21 protein-coding genes and 1 pseudogene are annotated in these 17024 nt (G+C 67.1%); 11 read left to right on the top strand and 11 right to left on the bottom strand.

Features of this window, described 5'->3' with window-relative positions; genetic code table 11:
• On the bottom strand, positions 1-852 hold an 852-nt coding region (locus tag A9X01_RS13215), incomplete at its 3' end, for a ParA family protein (protein ID WP_253849122.1).
• 87 nt (positions 853-939) lie between these two features.
• Between A9X01_RS13215 and A9X01_RS13210 the strand changes: the two genes are divergently transcribed.
• Genes A9X01_RS13210 through A9X01_RS13200 form a run of 3 tightly spaced genes read left to right on the top strand, consistent with a single transcriptional unit; the run spans position 940 to position 3115 of the window.
• On the top strand, positions 940-1539 hold the full coding sequence (locus tag A9X01_RS13210; RefSeq protein ID WP_065121208.1) for an acid phosphatase: 600 nt from the start codon (positions 940-942) through the stop codon (positions 1537-1539).
• Positions 1536-2636, top strand: a complete 1101-nt coding sequence (locus tag A9X01_RS13205; protein ID WP_065121207.1) for an isochorismate synthase — start codon at positions 1536-1538, stop codon at positions 2634-2636. The genes A9X01_RS13210 and A9X01_RS13205 overlap by 4 nt, the downstream gene beginning before the upstream one ends.
• Positions 2633-3115: a GNAT family N-acetyltransferase gene (locus A9X01_RS13200; protein ID WP_065121206.1), complete on the top strand. Its 483-nt coding sequence runs from the start codon at positions 2633-2635 to the stop codon at positions 3113-3115. Before A9X01_RS13205 ends, A9X01_RS13200 begins: the two co-directional genes overlap by 4 nt.
• Here the strand turns inward: A9X01_RS13200 and A9X01_RS13195 are convergent.
• Positions 3067-3498 (bottom strand): hypothetical protein, encoded by a 432-nt coding sequence (locus A9X01_RS13195; RefSeq protein ID WP_155772075.1) that lies wholly within the window; start codon positions 3496-3498, stop codon positions 3067-3069. The two genes, A9X01_RS13200 and A9X01_RS13195, sit on opposite strands and share 49 nt — an antisense overlap.
• A gap of 45 nt (positions 3499-3543) precedes the next feature.
• Here A9X01_RS13195 and A9X01_RS13190 point away from each other — a divergent pair, with 45 nt between their 5' ends.
• Entirely contained in the window at positions 3544-4500 is a 957-nt protein-coding gene (locus A9X01_RS13190; protein ID WP_065121204.1) for a diacylglycerol/lipid kinase family protein, read from the top strand.
• 298 nt (positions 4501-4798) lie between these two features.
• Positions 4799-5053: a transcriptional regulator WhiB1 gene (gene whiB1, locus A9X01_RS29100; protein WP_036353357.1), complete on the top strand. Its 255-nt coding sequence runs from the start codon at positions 4799-4801 to the stop codon at positions 5051-5053.
• Between the two features lie 61 nt (positions 5054-5114).
• On the opposite strand, the gene A9X01_RS13185 is transcribed toward whiB1, so the two are convergent.
• Positions 5115-6617 (bottom strand): sensor histidine kinase, encoded by a 1503-nt coding sequence (locus tag A9X01_RS13185; RefSeq protein WP_065121203.1) that lies wholly within the window; start codon positions 6615-6617, stop codon positions 5115-5117.
• An 11-nt stretch (positions 6618-6628) separates the two neighbouring features.
• Complete coding sequence (locus tag A9X01_RS13180; protein WP_036356511.1) at positions 6629-6844, bottom strand: biotin/lipoyl-binding carrier protein; 216 nt, start codon at positions 6842-6844, stop codon at positions 6629-6631.
• 175 nt (positions 6845-7019) lie between these two features.
• Here A9X01_RS13180 and A9X01_RS32230 point away from each other — a divergent pair, with 175 nt between their 5' ends.
• Complete coding sequence (locus A9X01_RS32230; protein WP_089025046.1) at positions 7020-7094, top strand: 50S ribosomal protein bL37; 75 nt, start codon at positions 7020-7022, stop codon at positions 7092-7094.
• A gap of 7 nt (positions 7095-7101) precedes the next feature.
• Here A9X01_RS32230 and rsrA read toward each other — a convergent pair whose 3' ends face one another.
• Positions 7102-7410, bottom strand: a complete 309-nt coding sequence (gene rsrA, locus A9X01_RS13175; RefSeq protein WP_036353351.1) for a mycothiol system anti-sigma-R factor — start codon at positions 7408-7410, stop codon at positions 7102-7104.
• Positions 7407-8054: a sigma-70 family RNA polymerase sigma factor gene (locus tag A9X01_RS13170; RefSeq protein ID WP_172832507.1), complete on the bottom strand. Its 648-nt coding sequence runs from the start codon at positions 8052-8054 to the stop codon at positions 7407-7409. Before A9X01_RS13170 ends, rsrA begins: the two co-directional genes overlap by 4 nt.
• Positions 8055-8301: 247 nt before the next feature.
• Here A9X01_RS13170 and A9X01_RS13165 point away from each other — a divergent pair, with 247 nt between their 5' ends.
• Together A9X01_RS13165 and A9X01_RS13160 are read left to right on the top strand one after the other, a co-directional pair.
• Entirely contained in the window at positions 8302-9150 is an 849-nt protein-coding gene (locus A9X01_RS13165; RefSeq protein ID WP_065121201.1) for an SDR family oxidoreductase, read from the top strand.
• Between the two features lie 18 nt (positions 9151-9168).
• The gene (locus A9X01_RS13160; RefSeq protein ID WP_065121200.1) at positions 9169-9657 is read left to right on the top strand and encodes a YbaK/EbsC family protein; all 489 of its coding nucleotides are present in this window, start codon (positions 9169-9171) and stop codon (positions 9655-9657) included.
• Here A9X01_RS13160 and A9X01_RS13155 read toward each other — a convergent pair.
• Positions 9654-11150: a long-chain-fatty-acid--CoA ligase gene (locus A9X01_RS13155; protein WP_065121199.1), complete on the bottom strand. Its 1497-nt coding sequence runs from the start codon at positions 11148-11150 to the stop codon at positions 9654-9656. The genes A9X01_RS13160 and A9X01_RS13155 overlap by 4 nt on opposite strands.
• A gap of 31 nt (positions 11151-11181) precedes the next feature.
• A complete protein-coding gene (locus A9X01_RS13150) occupies positions 11182-12051 on the bottom strand; it encodes a 3-hydroxyacyl-CoA dehydrogenase family protein (protein ID WP_065121198.1) in 870 nt (289 codons plus the stop codon).
• 51 nt (positions 12052-12102) lie between these two features.
• Here A9X01_RS13150 and A9X01_RS13145 point away from each other — a divergent pair, with 51 nt between their 5' ends.
• Positions 12103-13044 (top strand): SAM-dependent methyltransferase, encoded by a 942-nt coding sequence (locus tag A9X01_RS13145; RefSeq protein WP_065121197.1) that lies wholly within the window; start codon positions 12103-12105, stop codon positions 13042-13044.
• Between the two features lie 3 nt (positions 13045-13047).
• On the opposite strand, the gene A9X01_RS13140 is transcribed toward A9X01_RS13145, so the two are convergent.
• Complete coding sequence (locus A9X01_RS13140; RefSeq protein WP_065121196.1) at positions 13048-13812, bottom strand: SOS response-associated peptidase; 765 nt, start codon at positions 13810-13812, stop codon at positions 13048-13050.
• Between the two features lie 43 nt (positions 13813-13855).
• Between A9X01_RS13140 and aroA the strand changes: the two genes are divergently transcribed.
• A complete protein-coding gene (gene aroA / locus A9X01_RS13135; RefSeq protein ID WP_065121195.1) occupies positions 13856-15154 on the top strand; it encodes a 3-phosphoshikimate 1-carboxyvinyltransferase in 1299 nt (432 codons plus the stop codon).
• Entirely contained in the window at positions 15151-16131 is a 981-nt protein-coding gene (gene rsgA, locus A9X01_RS13130) for a ribosome small subunit-dependent GTPase A (protein WP_065121194.1), read from the top strand. The genes aroA and rsgA overlap by 4 nt, the downstream gene beginning before the upstream one ends.
• A gap of 74 nt (positions 16132-16205) precedes the next feature.
• Here rsgA and A9X01_RS13125 read toward each other — a convergent pair whose 3' ends face one another.
• Positions 16206-16679, bottom strand: a complete 474-nt coding sequence (locus tag A9X01_RS13125) for a winged helix-turn-helix transcriptional regulator (RefSeq protein WP_065121193.1) — start codon at positions 16677-16679, stop codon at positions 16206-16208.
• Positions 16680-16842: 163 nt separating this feature from the next.
• Positions 16843-17024, bottom strand: a pseudogene (locus A9X01_RS29095) (thiolase family protein); the annotation flags it as partial.

Genomic DNA, 17024 nt, shown 5'->3' with positions numbered 1-17024 from the left:
GGGCACGCTGTCTCTGGTCAACGACAACGTGATGGCGCTGTACCTCTGGCACATGGTGCCGGCGGTGAACGTCGGCAGCGCTTTGCCGGTCTTCCAGTGCTTGAGCAGCGCCTGCGCCAGCTCCTGGTAGGCCAGCGCACCCTTGTTCTTGCGCCCGGACAGCACCGACGAGCCCGACGCGCTGGCCTCGGCGAAGCGCACGGTCCGCGGAATCGGCGGCGCCAGCACCGGCAACGAATACCGGTCCGCGACGTCGACCAGCACGTCCCGGGTGTGAGTGGTCCGCGAGTCATACAGCGTCGGCAGCGCGCCCAACAGACGCAGGTTGGGGTTGGTGATCTGCTGGACGTCGGAGACGGTGCGCAGGAACTGGCCCACACCGCGATGCGCCAGCGTCTCGCACTGCAAGGGGACGATGACCTCGTCGGCCGCGGTCAGCCCGTTGAGGGTGAGCACACCCAGCGACGGCGGGCAGTCGATGATCACCACGTCGAAGTCGTCGGCGAGTTTGGCCAGCGCCCGCTTGAGCGCGTACTCGCGCCCGGCCCGCATCAGCAGCATCGCCTCGGCGCCCGCCAGATCGATGTTGGCCGGCAGCAATGTCATTCCCTCGGTGGTCGGCACCAGCGCGGCGTCGGGTTCCACCTCACCGAGCAACACCTCATGCACAGACACCGCCAGCTTGTCCGGATCCTGGCCCAGCGAAAACGTCAGACAGCCCTGCGGATCCAGATCGACCAGCAGCACCCGTTTGCCCTTGTCCACCATCGCCGCACCGAGCGAAGCGACCGTCGTCGTCTTGGCCACACCGCCCTTCTGGTTTGCCACAGCCAGTACGCGCATGTCAGTCACAGTGCCCATCCTGGCATGTACCCCATGTTGGGGCTCCGGGGGCGGGCCCGCCACAGCCCCGGCGTGTCTCAGGCAGAATCGGTCGGCATGGGCGTGCCTCACCATCGACTGCTTCTGCTGCGCCACGGTGAGACCGAGTGGTCGAAGTCGGGCCAGCACACCGGCCGCACCGACATCGCGTTGACCGATGTCGGCCGCGACCAGGCGGTGCTGGCAGCGGGGGTGTTGCAGGCACTCAAACTCGAAGACCCGCTGGTGATCAGCAGCCCCCGCACCCGGTGCCTGGTCACCGCGGAACTGGCCGGGTTGCGGGTCGACGAGGTGTCTCCCCTGCTCGCCGAATGGGATTACGGGTCATACGAAGGCCTGACGACGCCCCAGATCCAGGAAACCGAGCCCGACTGGCTGGTGTGGACCCACGGCTGCCCCGACGGCGAAACCGTGCAGCAGGTCAGCGATCGCGCCGACAAAGCCGTCGCGATGGCGCTCGAGCACATCGAGACGCGAGATGTGCTGTTCGTCAGCCACGGGCACTTCTCGCGCGCGGTGATCACCCGCTGGGTGGAGCTACCGCTTCAAGAGGGCAGCCGGTTCGGCATGGTTACCGCCTCGGTCGCGGTCTGCGGGTACGAACACGGCGTTCGTCAGCTCGCGACGCTTGGGCTGACCGGTCACGGGTACCTGTGACCTCCGACGAGCCGACGTTCGCGCTGAGCGGGCCGAGCGGCACCCTGCTCGCCGCAGGGGTACGCGCCGGCTTTTCCGACATCGCCGCGGCGCAGGCCGCGCTGCGCGCTGGCGAAGCTCCAATAATATTGGGCGCGTTACCCTTTGACGTCAGCCGGCCGGCCGCGCTGCAGGTGCCCGACGCCCTGCGCCGCGTCGACGCCCTGCCCGAGTGGCCGTCCGGGCCGCTGCCTGCCGTGCGCGTCGACGCCGCCGTGCCCCCGCCCGAGGAACATCGACGGCGGATCGCCCGCGCCCGCGTTCAGCTGGGCGCGACGGACAATCCGCTGTCCAAGGTGGTGCTGGCTCGCGCCCTACAGCTGACCGCGGACGCCGAGCTCGACGGCCGCACCGTCCTGAGCAGGCTGGTGACCGCCGACCCGACCGCATACGGCTATCTCGTCGACCTCACCCCCGCCGGTGCGGACCACGCCGGCGCCGTGCTGGTGGGCGCCAGCCCGGAACTTCTGGTCGCGCGATCCGCTGACCGGGTCGTATGCCGCCCGTTCGCCGGTTCAGCGCCGCGCTCCCCCGACCCCGACACCGACGCCGCCAACGGCGCGGCGCTGGCCGGTTCGGACAAGAATCGGCACGAGCACCAACTGGTCATCGACACCATGCGCGCGGCCCTGGAGCCCCTCTGCGCCGAACTGACGATTGCCGCCGAACCGCAGTTGAGCCGCACCGCCGCGGTGTGGCACCTGTGCACCCCGATCATCGGCCGGCTGCGCGATACCGCAACCACCGCAATCGATCTCGCGCTGGCGTTGCATCCGACCCCCGCCGTCGGCGGTGTACCGACCGCCGCGGCAACCGAGCTGATCGCCGAACTGGAAGGCGATCGTGGGTTCTACGCCGGCGCCGTCGGTTGGTGCGACGCCCGCGGCGACGGCGAGTGGGTGGTCGCCATTCGGTGCGCGGAGTTGTCGGCCGACCGGCGCACGGCACGGGCGCACGCCGGCGGCGGGATCGTCGCCGAATCCGACCCCGACGACGAACTCGAGGAAACCACAACGAAATTCGCGACCATATTGACCGCACTGGGGGTCGAGCAATGACCGAGACGATTCGTCACGCGACGGCGGCCGATGTTTCCGACATCACCGCCATGATTCACGAACTCGCCGAATTCGAGCACGCCGCCGGCGAATGCAATGTGACCGAAAATCAATTGTCCGCCGCACTTTTCGGCGATTCTGCGACGGTGCGAGGACACGTCGCCGAAATCGACGGCGAGATCGCCGCGATGGCGTTGTGGTTCCTGAACTTCTCCACCTGGGACGGAGTGCCGGGGATCTACCTCGAGGATCTCTACGTACGGCCCCGCTTTCGCCGCCGCGGCTTGGCCCGCGGTTTGCTGGCGACGCTGGCCGGCGAGTGCGTCCGCAACGGCTACACGCGGCTGTCGTGGGCGGTGCTGAACTGGAACGTCGATGCGATCGCGCTGTACGACGGCGTTGGGGGGCAACCGCAGACCGAGTGGACCACCTACCGGGTGTCCGGGTCGGAGCTGGCCGCGTTGGCGGGACCTTCCTGATCACCGCCGGCGACCCAGCGCACCGCAGGCGCGCTGAACAGCAGCCCCAGCGTCGCCACGGCCACCAGGCCCAGTGGGATCCCGAACATGAGGCGATGTGACCCGATCGCCACGTACCAGGCCACTGGCAGCAGCAACAACTGGGTGAATACCGCCAGTCCGCGGCCCCAGCGCTTGCCGGTCGTCAGCGCCCAGCCGCCGGCCAGTACCGCGCCGCCAACCAGCACGAACCACACCGCGGTGCCCAACCCGTTGACGACGTGCTGGTCGGCTCCGGCGATGCCACGAATGACGAGTACCGCGGCCACCACCAGCGCCGCCACCCCTTCGGCGGCAACGATGAATCCGGCTCGGCGCACTGCGGCGGGAGGGCGATCGGTCACAGCGCCAGCGTAAATCGTTATCCGCACCGAATAAGCTCGACTGCCATGCGTGCCATGTTGATCGTGAACCCGACCGCCAGCACTATCACACCGGCCGCTCGCGACCTCGTGACCCAAACTTTGAGCCGCCGCCTGCAGCTCACCGTCGAAGAGACCAAACGCATCGGTCACGCCGAGGAACTCGGGCGGTCCGCGGTTGCCGACGGATACGACCTGGTCGTCGTGCACGGCGGCGACGGAACGGTCAGCGGTCTGGTCAACGGCATGCTGGGCCGGCCCGGCACGCAGCCGACCGGGCCGATTCCCGCGGTCGGGATCGTGCCGGGCGGATCGGCGAACGTGCTGGCCAGGGCGCTGGGGATACCGAAAGATCCGGCCCCGGCCCTGGAGCAACTCGTGGCATTGCTGGACGACTACGGGCGTACCGGGCGATGGCGCCGCATCGGACTCATCGACTGCGGTGAGATCTGGGCGCTGGTCAATGCCGGCATGGGCGTCGACGCCGAGGTCGTGGAGGCGGTGCAGGCCGAGCGCAGCAGGGGCGTCAAGGTGACGCCGTTGCGGTATTGGCGGGTCGCGGTGCCGGTCACCCTGCGGTTTCGCCGCCGGGAACCGAACCTGATCCTCGAACTCCCCGGTCGACAGCCCGTCTCGGGCGTGCACTTCGCGTGGGTGTCCAACACCAACCCGTGGACCTACAGCAACAACCGCCCGATGGTGACCAACCCCGGCTGCAGCTTCGAGTCGGGCCTCGGGCTGTTCGCGCTGACCGAGATGAGGGTCGTCCCGACGCTGAGGCTGCTCCGCCAGTTGCTCGCCAAGCGTCCGAAGCTGGAGGCCCCACAGCTGATTCGCGACGACGACGTGGATTACGTGCGGGTTAGCAGCATGACGTCACCCGCCGCCTGCCAGTTCGACGGGGAATACCTCGGGCTGCGCGAATCCATGACGTTCCGGGCTGTTCCGGATGCATTGGCAGTTGTAGCGCCACCGCCGAATTAGGCCGTGACCTGCGGAAATCTAAGATGTGACAAGCCCGCGACGAAATTGTGGGGCGAAATTTCCCAGGTAGTGTAGTACAACGGAGTAAGGGCTTAGGTAAGAGTTCGTTGAAGTGAGATACCCCACGGGCCCACGTAACACTATTGACATCTGTTGAGCCTGTGAAACGATCAAAAGGTTGCATGCAGAGATATGCAGAGGTACGGAAACCTTTCTTGCGCACGCTCAACAGCAAGGAAACCGGCAAGGGAAAATCGCCCGTGCGCAGTGCTGCGCACATAGTGAGGAGTAGCAACTAATGGATTGGCGCCACAGGGCGGTCTGCCGTGACGAGGATCCGGAGCTGTTCTTCCCGGTGGGGAACAGCGGCCCGGCACTCGCGCAGATCGCTGACGCGAAACTGGTCTGTAATCGGTGTCCAGTGACCACTGAGTGTCTCGGGTGGGCTCTGAATACCGGCCAGGACTCGGGCGTCTGGGGTGGGATGAGCGAAGACGAGCGGCGTGCACTCAAGCGTCGTAACGCCCGGACGAAGGCCCGCAGCGGAGTCTGACAACTCGGCTAAGCAGCTTTGCGGCCCCGACAGTTTCTGTCGGGGCCGTATTGCTGCGCGCTCAAACAAACAGGCGCCCCATCCGCCCGATCGGCACCCGTAGCACCACGTCGGTGCCGCGGTCGGCACCCTCGCGCATACCCAGCGTGCCGTCCAATTCCGCGGACACCAGCGTGCGCACAATCTGCAGGCCCAGGCTGTCCGACTTCTCCAGGCTGAACCCTTCGGGCAGGCCGCGTCCGTCGTCGTGCACCACCACGTCCAGCCACCGCGCGGAGCGTTCGGCGTGGATGGTCACCGATCCGCCCGTGGCCGTCGGGTCGAAGGCGTGCTCGATGGCGTTCTGCACCAGTTCGGTGATGACCATGATCAGCGCGGTCGCCCGGTCGGAATCCAGCACACCCAGGTCGCCGACCCGGTTGATCCGGATGGGCCGGTCCACCGACGCCACGTCGTTCATGATCGGCAGGATCCGGTCGATGACCTCGTCGAGGTTGACCTGTTCGTCGACCGACATCGACAGCGCGTCGTGTACCAGCGCAATCGAGGACACCCGGCGCACCGACTCGATCAGCGCCTCGCGCCCCTCGGCGTTGACGGTCCGGCGGGCCTGAAGTCGCAACAGCGCCGCCACGGTCTGCAGGTTGTTCTTCACCCGGTGGTGGATCTCGCGGATCGTGGCGTCCTTGGAGATCAATGCCCGGTCCCGCCGTTTCACCTCGGTGACGTCGCGGATCAGGATGGCCGCGCCGACGTTCTCCCCGCGCACCACCAGCGGCAGGGTGCGCAGCAGGACGGTGGCGCCGCCCGCGTCAACCTCCATCCGCATGCTCGACCCGCCGGCCAGCAGGTTGAGGACGTGCTCGGCCACCTCCTGCGCCTCGAACGGGTCCGAAATCAGCGGCCGGGTGACCTTGATCAGGTTGTGGCCTTCCAAATCGCTGGTCAGCCCCATCCGGTGATAGGCCGACAACGCGTTGGGGCTGGCATAGGCGACGATGCCGTCCACGTCCAGCCGGATGAAGCCGTCCCCGGCCCGCGGCGTCGAGCGTGACATCGCCACGTCACCGACGTCAGGGAAGGTGCCCTCGGCGATCATCTGCAGCAGGTCCGTGGCGCACTCCCGGTAGGCGGTTTCCAGGTGCCCGGACATGCGCTCGGCGGCCAGTTCGGTCTGGTGCTGTGTGAGCACTGCCACCACCTGATCGCGGTAACGCACCGGCGAGGCGGACACGTTCGGTCCCGGCAATGGCCACGAATACTGTTCGCCCGCTTCGCTTTCCGGCACCGCTTCGCCGGTGGCGAAGGTCTTGGCAACCAGCGGCAGCTGGTCCTCGGGAACGGTGCTGCCCACCGCGTCGGTCTGCAGCACCGTCGGCGCCGTATTCGGCCGGCACTGCGCCACACACACCAGCACACCGTCGTCGCGGTGCACCCACATCAGGTAGTCCGCGAACGACAGATCGGCCAACAGCTGCCACTCCCCCACCACGGCGTGCAGGTGGTCGACGGCATTGCCGGGCAGGACGGTGTGCTCGGCGAGCAGATTACCGAGAGTGGACAACGGGCGAGGGGCTAGCTGATGACGGCGATGAGGTCGCCGGCCTGGATGACGTCACCCACCGACACGTTCACCTTGCTGATGGTTCCGGCGACCTCGGCCAGCACGGGAATCTCCATCTTCATGGACTCCAGCAGCACGACGACGTCACCCTGACCGATTTGGTCGCCTTCGTTGACCACGACTTCGAGCACGCTGGCCACGATTTCGGCGCGAACCTCCTCGGACATCATCACCCCACTCGTTTCGGCCGGTTTGTTGCGTATATCGAACCATAAGGCCGGTGAGACCGATGTCGCGCGGGCTGATGAGGGCGCGTCGGCCTGCGCATGAGACAATGGGTATCAATTGAGCGGCCCGCGGCCGCCCGCATTTGCGCTAAATCAGACGAAACGAGGTTCGACCATGGCCAAGCGTGGCCGCAAGAAGCGTGACCGCAAGTACAGCAAGGCGAACCACGGCAAGCGGCCCAACGCCTGAGTCTGGCTTACTGAGTCTCGATTTCCGTCTGCACGATGGTGGTGCGGCGGATCTCGAGGCGCAGGCGTTCCCGTAACCGTTCGGGCGCCTTCTCACCACTGCATTTGGTGGCGATCAATTCCTTGATCCGCTCCTCCAGCCCGTAGTGCTGCAAGCAGCCCGGGCACGCGTCGAGGTGCCGCTGCAGGATCGCCTTCTCGTCCGGCTGGCATTCGCCGTCGAGCAGGGTCCAGATCTGGGCGATGACCTGCGCGCAGCCCAGGTGCGACTCGTGATTGCTGGAGCAGGAGCCGGTTGAGCCAGTGATCTCACTCATGACGACACCTCCTCGTGCGCTTGCTGACCGCGGGTGAAGCCCCGGTCCTTTGCGACATCAGCCAGCAAATCACGCAGCTGACGCCGCCCCCGGTGGAGACGGGACATCACGGTACCGATCGGGGTACCCATGATCTCGGCGATCTCCTTGTACGGAAAACCTTCGACATCGGCATAGTAAACGGCCATCCGGAACTCTTCCGGCAACGCCTGCAGAGCCGCCTTGATTTCGGTGTCCGGAAGCGCCTCCAACGCCTCGACCTCGGCCGACCGCAGCCCCGTCGAGGAATGCTCGGCGTTTGCGGCTAACTGCCAGTCGGTGATCTCCTCGGTCGGATATTCCGAGGGCTGCCGCTGCTTCTTGCGGTAGCTGTTGATGTAGGTATTGGTGAGGATCCGGTACAGCCACGCCTTGAGATTGGTGCCTTCGCGGAAAGAACGGAAGCCGGCGTAGGCCTTGACCATCGTTTCCTGCAGCAGGTCCTCAGCGTCGGCGGGATTGCGCGTCATCCGCAGGGCACCGCCGTAGAGCTGGTCTAGCAGCGGAATCGCGTCGCGCTCGAAGCGCGCCGTCAACTCCGCGTCGGTCTCGGGCGGCTTGGCCTCGACAACCTCGGACCCCGCCACGCCATCGATGTCGGCCATTTTGATTAACACGGTCCCTTCGATTGCGGTGTCGCGGTCCAACCACTCCGCACCCAACAGGCTCGTCGCAGTTGACACCGGGATTCCTCCTCCCCAATCTAAGGCCCGCGGCCGACATGTGCAGGCGCCGCCCTGAGTAACGGGAATTTGCGACGGTCTATTTCCCGCGCCTGCCGGCAAACCCGCGCGCGGTACGGCACCGGCGACCCATGCAATTTGCGATCGGAGCGAGTATTAGTGTGACGCCATGTCCCTCAAAGGTAAGACCATGTTCATTTCCGGCGCCAGCCGCGGTATCGGCCTGGCGATCGCCAAACGTGCCGCTCAAGACGGTGCCAACATCGCTCTGATCGCCAAGACCGCCGAGCCGCACCCCAAGCTGCCGGGCACGGTGTACACCGCTGCCAAGGAACTCGAGGAAGCCGGCGGACAGGCTTTGCCGATCGTCGGCGACGTGCGCGACCCGGAGTCGGTCGAGTCCGCCGTAGCCAAGGCCGTGGAGCAGTTCGGCGGCATCGACATCGTCGTCAACAACGCGTCGGCCATCAATCTGGGCTCGATCACCGACGTGCCGATGAAGCGCTTCGATTTGATGAACGGCATCCAGGTGCGCGGCACGTACGCGGTGTCGCGAGCCTGCATCCCGCACCTGAAGGGCCGGGAGAACCCGCACATCCTGACGTTGTCGCCGCCGGTGCTGCTGGACAAGGAGTGGTTGAAGCCGACGGCGTACATGATGGCTAAATTCGGAATGACGTTGTGCGCGTTGGGAATCGCCGAGGAGATGCGGGACGAGGGCATCGCATCGAACACCTTGTGGCCGCGCACGCTGGTGGCCACGGCCGCGGTGCAGAACCTGCTCGGCGGCGACGAGGCGATGGGACGCGCCCGCAAGCCCGAGGTGTATTCGGACGCGGCCTACGTCATCCTCAACAAGCCCTCGCGCGAGTACACCGGAAACACGCTGCTGTGTGAGGACGTGCTGGTGGAGTCCGGTGTCACCGACCTGTCGGTATACAACTGCGTGCCCGGTGGCGAGCTCGGCGTCGACTTCTGGGTGGACGGTGTGAACCCGCCGGGATACTCCGGCCCCTAGTTCGGTTCCCTAATAGACGTGGCCGCATCCGCTACCCCCGCGATTGCGGCGCTGGTCAAAGCCGGGGTGCCGCATGAGGTGGTGAAGTTCAGCCACGACCCGCGCGAGCAGTCGTTCGGGGCGGCGGCGGTCAGCGCGTTGACCGATGCCGGTGACATTGCGCCAGAGCAGATCTTCAAGACCTTGGTGATCGCGGTGCCCGACGGGTTGGCGGTGGCAGTCGTGCCGGTGCCGTCGAAGTTGTCGCTGAAAGCGGCCGCGGCGGCGCTGGGCGTGGCCAAGGCCGTGATGGCCCAGCCCGCGGCGGTGCAGCGTGCCACCGGTTATGTGGTCGGCGGAGTTTCGCCGTTGGGGCAGCGCAGGCAACTGCCCACCGTCGTCGACGAAAGCGCGCTCGGCTGGGACCGCATCTTCTGCAGCGCGGGCCGGCGGGGCTGGGACGTTTCCGTGGCGCCCCGGGATCTGATCCGGCTGACCGAGGCAACCACCGCCGACATCCTGGCCTAGCTTGGCGGGGCTTTGATTTCGCGCTTGAGCACCTTGCCGGTCGGGCCCTTCGGCAGTTCGTCGACGAGCCAGATCCGGCGCGGGTACTTGTAGGCGGCGACCCGGTCTTTGACGAACTCACGCAGTTCGTCGGGCTCGGCGTCGGAGTTCTTCTTCAGCGCCACCGCCGCGCCGACCTCCTCGCCGAGCTCGTCGTGCGGGACGCCGACGACGGCTGCTTCCGCCACGGCCGGGTGTTCGTAGAGCACTTCTTCGATTTCGCGCGGATACACGTTGTAGCCGCCGCGGATGATCATGTCCTTGGTGCGGTCGACGATGAAGAAGTAGCCGTCCTCGTCGACGCGACCGATGTCACCGGTGGACAACCAGCCGTCTCCGGAGATGGTGGCTTTGGTGGCGTCGGGCAGGTTCCAGTAGCCCTTCATGACGTTGTGGCCGCGGATCTGGATCTCGCCCGGCTCGCCCTGAGCGACCTCGGCGCCGTTGACGTCCACCACCCGCATCTCAATCCCTTCCACCGGGGTGCCGATCGAACCCGGTTTGCGGGGGCGGTCCGGATGGTTGAACGAGGCGACCGGCGAAGTTTCGGAAAGTCCGTAGCCCTCCAAAATGATGCAGTCAAACGCTTTTTCGAAGTCGGTCAAAACCTGGACCGGCATCGAGGCGCCGCCGGAGACACAGGCGCGCAGGCTCGCCGTGGCTTCTGGTCCGGTCTCATCGGCCAGGCTGAGCAGCGCGGCGTACATCGTGGGCACGCCCTGGAATACCGTGACGCCGTCCCGCTTGATCACCTCCAGCGCTTTGCGCGGGTCGAACCGCGGTATCAGCGTCAGCGTCGCGCCCGCCAGAATCGCGCCGTTGAGACCACAGGTGAGCCCGAAAACATGGAACAGCGGAAGACAGCCCATCACCACGTCGTCGGGACCGATCTCGATCAGCGTGCGGACGGTCAGCTCGGCGTTGCGGCTCAACCCGCCGTGAGTGAGGGTGGCGCCCTTGGGTTTTCCGGTGGTGCCGGAGGTGTGCAGGATGACCGCGACGTCGTCGTCGGCGCGGTCGACCGGTGCTTGGGCGGGCACGTCGGCAATCAGCTCGGCCAGGGCCGCGTCGTCGACCAGCCAGCACTCGGCCTGCACTTCGCCGGCTCCGGCGGTGGCCGCGTCGGCGAACAACGGGGTGGCGAACAAGGCCTTGGACCCACTGTTGGACAGGTAGAAGGCCACCTCGCGGCCCTTGAGTAGCGGGTTCATCGGAACGGCGACCGCGCCGCGGTACAGGATTCCGTAGAAGGCGACGGCGAACGCCGGGATGTTGGGCAGCATGATCCCGACCCGGTCGCCGGGTTCGATGCCGGCGCGCTCCAGCAGAGTGGCCACCCGCGCCGCCGCGGAATCGAGTTCGGCGAAGGTCATCTGCAGATCGTCCAGGCGCAGGGCGATGTGGTCGGGGTCGCGTTCTTTCGAGGCGACGAGGTTGGCGCTCAGAGCGGTCATGTGCGCGAGGCTACCCTCGCGCCGGCGGGTGTCACCGGTAGTTGTAAAACCCCTGGCCCGTCTTGACCCCCAGCTTGCCTGCGTCGACGTAGGACTGCAGCAGTTCGCGCACGCTCTTGGGCAGGTGCGGAAACTCCTGCGCGTAGTTGTTTTCGATGTCGAGTACGACGTCCAGGCCCACGATGTCCATCATCTGAAACGGTCCGGCCGGTACGCCCCAGTTGACCTTGAACATGCCGTCGACGTCTTCCGGGCGGGCTACGCCTTCGGCGACGACGGCCAGCGATTCGCGCTTGATGGCGGCCCAGACCCGATTGAAGATGAAGCCGGTGCACTCCCTGCGGGCTTCGAAGGGGTGCACCCCGAACTCGGGCAGGACGGCCAGCAGCGTGTCGAGCAGGCCGCGGTCGGTCTGTCCGTCCGACATCAGGTCCAAAGCGTTGAACTGCGGCGGCATGTAGAAGTGCGTGTTGCACAGCCTGGTTTTGTCGCGAATATTTTCGGCCATCAGCCGCGACGGGAACGACGACGAATTGGTGGCGAAGATGGTGTCCGGCGGTGCGGCCTGGTCGACTTCGCCCCACAGCGGGATCTTGATGTCGAGTCGTTCCGGCACCGACTCCACGGCGAGCCAGGCGCCATCCAGCGCTTCCTGGAGCGAACCGGTCCCGACCGCGGTGCCTAGCTCGCCAAAGCCCCTGTCTTGCAACAATTTCGGCAGGTTGTCGGTCACATACCGGACGGCGTCGGCGCGCTGCTCGGCGCGGCGGGCGTAGATCTGAACGGTCCCGCCGCGGCTGGCGAGCATCAGCGCAATCCTGGGCCCCAGCGTTCCCGCCCCGATCACCGCGACGGGCCGGTCCTGAATGTCTTCGAAAGTGTAGGTGTACTTGCCGGTCACACCTGAAATGCTAGGCGTTGTTTGCGCGGGCGAACCGGGCCAGAATCACCTATGGCCAGAACTGCTGACGACACGTGGGGCGTGGGCGAGAGCGTGGGGGCTACCGCCCTCGGAGCGGCTGAATGGCGAGCCCGGGAGAACGTCCGCCCGGACCGGTTGTTCACCGATCCCTACGCGCAGGTCTTCCTCGACGCGGTGGCCGTTCGCGGAATTCCGAACTCGGAGTTCAGCGAAGAATTGATGGCGCGGCTGCAGGAGACCGACCCACACGTCGTGCGCGGCGTGCGGGCGCAGCAAGACTACGTCGCGTCGCGGACCAGATGGTTCGACGATTTCTTCAGCGCGGCAACCGCGGCGGGCATCCGGCAGGCGGTGATCCTGGCCGCCGGACTGGACGCCCGCGCGTGGCGGCTGCAATGGCTCGCCGATGCGGTCGTTTACGAGATAGATCAGCCAAAGGTGTTGGAGTTCAAGGACGAGACGCTGCGAGCTCACGGCGCCGAGCCGGCGGTACGGCGGGTTTCCCTGCCGATCGACCTACGTACCGACTGGCCAAAGGCCCTGTGCGAGGCCGGATTCGACCCTGCCTTGCCGACCGCCTGGTCGATGGAGGGCTTGCTGGCCTACCTGCCGGCCAGCGCGCAGGAGTTACTGCTCGACCGCCTGCACGCCCTGAGCGCGCCGGGCAGCCGGATCGCCGTCGACGCACTCAACGCCGCATTTTTTCGGCCGGAGAACCTGACTCGGCTCGGCAGCTTTTTCACCGAGATCCGGGACGTGATGATCCGCAACGGTGGAGACCTCCCGGACACGCCGAACCTCTTCTTCGACGAAAAGCGGCGCGAGCTAGCCGACTGGCTGCGCGAACACGGCTGGCGGGCGGACGAACTCGAGGTGCACGACATGATGGCCCGCTATCGGCGCCGCGCGCCAATAGAGGACGACGCCGGGGTCCCGCACTGCGTGATGGTCGAGGGACGGCTGCCCCGCTAGCTTTCACAGCAACGTGATCTGCTCCGGCTCGGCTTCGGCCGGCTCCAGCAACTCCGGGCCGTTGTTGCGGACGCTGTTGACCAGCGTCGACACCTGCCGCAGCGCAATGCCGCTGACGTCGGGCGGGCGGGACAGCAACTTCTCATCGAGCGGAGCGTCCGGATTCAGCCAGGCGTCCCAGTCCGCCTCACCCAGCATCAGCGGCATCCGGTCGTGGATCCCGGCCAGCTCGCCCACCGCGTCGGTGGTGATGATGGTGCAGCTCAGTAAGGGATCGGCCTCTTTGTGTGGCTTCCAGACCGACCACAGACCGGCCATACACACCAAACCGCCATCCTCCCGGTGCATGAAAAACGGTGTCTTACCGCCTTTCTTGCCCTTCGGCCCTGCCAAGCTGCCGCGCCACTCGTACCAGCCGTCCATCGGCACCAGGCAGCGCTTGCTTTTGGCCGAATTGCGGAAAGCGGGCGAGGTGGCGACCTTGTCGGCTCGGGCGTTGATCAGCAGCGGGCCCTTCGTGTCCGGCGCCCCGTCCGACCCTGCCTTGACCCAAGGTGGCAGCAGCCCCCAGCGCATCAGCCGCACGCGGCGCGTGGCCTCGTCGTCGGGCTCGTTGTGCCGGGTCACCACGGTGGCGATGGTGGTGGTGGGCGGGACGTTGAAATTCGGCCCCGCGCCCGTTTCAGAGGCGCCCGTGGCCTCGTCGATCGCCTTGATCTTCTCGGCCAGCAAGGCCGGGTCGGTAGTCACTGCGAAGCGCCCGCACATATCTCCATGTTGCCTGACCGGGCCGACACGCAATGATGGACCGGTGAGCGCATGGCAGGCCCCGTCCACCACGGCACCGGTGCACGCGACCGTGACCGTGCCAGGCTCGAAATCGCAGACCAATCGGACGCTCGTGCTGGCGGCGCTGGCGGCGGCCCAGGGCCAGGGCAGTTCCACGATCACCGGTGCGCTGCGCAGCCGCGATACCGACCTGATGATCGGCGCGCTGGCCGCGCTAGGCCTCGACGTCGACGGAGCCGGCACCGAGTTGACGGTCGGCGGCGGCATCGCACCGGGTCCCGATGCCCGGGTCGACTGCGGCCTGGCCGGCACGGTGCTGCGGTTCGTACCGCCATTGGCCGCACTCAGCTCCGTCCCCGTCGTGTTCGACGGCGACGAGCAGGCTCGGGCCCGCCCCATCGCACCGCTCCTGGAAGCGTTGCGCGGCCTGGGCGTCGTCGTCGACGGAACCGGACTGCCGTTCCGGGTGCAGGGCAGCGGATCCGTCGCGGGCGGCGCCGTCGCGATCGACGCCTCGGCGTCGTCCCAGTTCGTCTCGGGCCTGCTGCTGGCCGGGGCGTCGTTCACCGACGGATTGACCGTGCGGCACACGGGCTCGTCCTTGCCGTCGGCACCGCATATCGCGATGACGGTGGCGATGCTGCGGCAGGCCGGAGTGGACGTCGACGACTCGGCCGCCAATACCTGGCGGGTCCTCCCGGGCGCGGTCCACGCCCGGCACTGGCAGGTGGAACCCGACCTGACCAATGCCGTCGCTTTCCTGGCCGCCGCCGTCGTCACCGGCGGCGCGGTGCGCATCACCGGCTGGCCGGCGGCCAGCGTGCAGCCGGCCGAACACATCCTCGATGTCCTACAGAAGATGAATGCCGTTGTTTCACAGTCTGATTCGTTGCTGGAGGTGCGCGGCTCGGAAGGATACGACGGCTTTGACGTCGACCTGCGCGATGTCGGCGAGCTTACCCCGTCGGTGGCCGCCCTGGCGGCGTTGGCCACGGCCGGGTCGGTGTCACACCTCAGCGGCATCGCGCACCTGCGCGGCCACGAAACCGACCGGCTCGCCGCCCTGAGCGCCGAGATCAACCGCCTCGGCGGTGACTGCCAGGAGACGCCCGACGGCCTCGTCATCACCGCGACCCCACTGCACTCCGGGCTCTGGCGCGCCTACGCCGACCACCGGATGGCGATGGCCGGCGCGATCGTCGGCCTGCGGGTGCCTGGCGTCGAGGTCGACGACATTGCCGCGACGACGAAGACGCTGCCGGAATTCCCGCAGCTCTGGCGCGAGATGGTGTCCGGCGACGATACGGAGTCCGGCGCTTGAGGCCTGGCGACTACGACGAGTCCGACGTCAAGGTCCGCGCCGGGAAACGGACGCGGCCCAGGACCAAGACCCGTCCGCTGCACGCCGACGCCGAGGCCGCCATGGTGGTCAGTGTCGACCGGGGCCGCTGGGGCTGTGTACTGGGCGGGCGCCCGGATCGCCGCGTCACCGCGATGCGCGCGCGTGAACTCGGCCGCACCCCGATCGTCGTCGGTGACGATGTCGACATCGTGGGCGATCTGTCCGGGCGCACCGACACGCTGGCCCGCATCGTGCGGCGTGGGACGCGACGAACGGTGTTGCGGCGCACCGCGGACGACACCGACCCGACCGAACGGGTGGTGGTCGCCAACGCCGACCAACTGCTGATGGTGGTGGCGCTGGCCGACCCGCCGCCCCGCACCGGGCTGGTCGACCGGGCGCTGATCGCGGCCTACGCCGGCGGACTGCGGCCGATCCTGTGCCTGACGAAGACGGACCTGGCCCCACCCGGGCCGTTCGCCGAGCAGTTCGTCGACCTGGACTTGACGGTGGTCGCCGCCGGGGTCGACGATCCGCTGCTTGCGGTCGCGGAGTTGCTTCCCGGCAAGATCACGGTGCTGCTCGGTCATTCCGGGGTGGGCAAGTCAACGTTGGTGAATCGTCTTGTGCCAGAGGCTGACCGGGCGGTTGGCGTGGTCACCGATATCGGCCGGGGGCGGCACACGTCGACTCAGTCGGTGGCCCTGCCGCTGGAGAACGGCGGTTGGGTGATCGACACGCCGGGCATCCGCTCGTTCGGACTGGCCCACATCAAGCCCGATGACGTGCTGTTGGCGTTCGCCGACCTGGCCGAGGCGATCGAAAACTGTCCCCGCGGCTGCGGGCACATGGGCCCGCCGGCCGACCCCGAGTGTGCGCTGGACGCGCTGACCGGTACCGCGGTGCGCCGGGTAACCGCGGCCCGGCGACTGCTGGCTGCGCTCAGGGAGACCTGACCCGGCGTTCGCCGAAGGTGCGCAAATGTACGCCGACACGCCGTGCGGCGTGGCATTCTCCGCACACTCGGCAACTACGAAGACCTGGCCAGCTTCATGCCGAGCTCGTCCGGACCGACCAAATGCCCTTGGGTGCAATGTATCTCCACCGCGGCATCGGCTCCGCACCCCACATGCGTGAGCCGCAGCCGATGCCGGCCCGGCAGGTGCCGCTGCCCCCACTGGAACATCGACCACACCACGTGCATGAATTCGACGCCGGCCTCGGTGAGTACATACTCGTCGCGGCTACGCTGCCCGGGGTCGCGGTAGGGCCGGCGGGCCAGCAGGCCGAGCTCGACCAGTTCGGCCAGCCGGGCCGCGGTCGCGGCCTTGGTGATGCCGACCCGGCGGGCGAAGTCGTCGAACCGGGTGGTGCCGTAGTACGCCTCGCGCATGATCAGCATGGCCGACTTGGTGCCCACCACGGTCATGGTCTTCTCGATCGCGCACTCCCCGATCGCCGACCACGAGTCGCGATCGGCCAGAGCCCCCTGCAGCATTGTCACGCAAATCACTCCTCGGTCTGGGTTGTTTTCACTATACCTAGCTGTTATAGCTGAGTATAGTGATGTTTACTCAGCTCAAGGAGGAGCCATGTCCCGTGAGGCCGTTATCGTCAGCGCTGTCCGCACCCCCATCGGCAAAGGCAAGGCCAACGGTGCCCTGCACGATGTGTTGCCCGCCGACCTGGGTGACGGCGCCTGCGATGACGTCGTCGACGAGCACCGGGTCTATGCCGGTGCGGGCCACCACCTCGCGCAGGCTGTGGGCTAGCAGGTCGGCGGGCAACACATCGTGCAGGGCACCGTTGGCCTTGCCTTTGCCGATGGGGGTGCGGACAGCGCTGACGA

Origin of the sequence: Mycobacterium asiaticum (assembly GCF_001668675.1) — a bacterium.
Classification (GTDB): Bacteria; Actinomycetota; Actinomycetes; order Mycobacteriales; family Mycobacteriaceae; genus Mycobacterium; species Mycobacterium asiaticum_D.
Note: the sequence above shows the minus strand (reverse complement) of the source record. Positions and strands in the feature narration are given on the sequence as shown.

Coding starts and splice junctions, on each gene's coding strand:
- A9X01_RS13210 (WP_065121208.1), top strand. CDS start 940: ATGGGCGTGCCTCACCATCGACTGCTTCTGCTGCGCCACGGTGAGACC.
- A9X01_RS13200 (WP_065121206.1), top strand. CDS start 2,633: ATGACCGAGACGATTCGTCACGCGACGGCGGCCGATGTTTCCGACATC.
- A9X01_RS13190 (WP_065121204.1), top strand. CDS start 3,544: ATGCGTGCCATGTTGATCGTGAACCCGACCGCCAGCACTATCACACCG.
- whiB1 (WP_036353357.1), top strand. CDS start 4,799: ATGGATTGGCGCCACAGGGCGGTCTGCCGTGACGAGGATCCGGAGCTG.
- A9X01_RS13180 (WP_036356511.1), bottom strand. CDS start 6,844: ATGTCCGAGGAGGTTCGCGCCGAAATCGTGGCCAGCGTGCTCGAAGTC.
- rsrA (WP_036353351.1), bottom strand. CDS start 7,410: ATGAGTGAGATCACTGGCTCAACCGGCTCCTGCTCCAGCAATCACGAG.
- A9X01_RS13170 (WP_172832507.1), bottom strand. CDS start 8,054: ATGGCCGACATCGATGGCGTGGCGGGGTCCGAGGTTGTCGAGGCCAAG.
- A9X01_RS13165 (WP_065121201.1), top strand. CDS start 8,302: ATGTCCCTCAAAGGTAAGACCATGTTCATTTCCGGCGCCAGCCGCGGT.
- A9X01_RS13155 (WP_065121199.1), bottom strand. CDS start 11,150: ATGACCGCTCTGAGCGCCAACCTCGTCGCCTCGAAAGAACGCGACCCC.
- A9X01_RS13145 (WP_065121197.1), top strand. CDS start 12,103: ATGGCCAGAACTGCTGACGACACGTGGGGCGTGGGCGAGAGCGTGGGG.
- A9X01_RS13140 (WP_065121196.1), bottom strand. CDS start 13,812: ATGTGCGGGCGCTTCGCAGTGACTACCGACCCGGCCTTGCTGGCCGAG.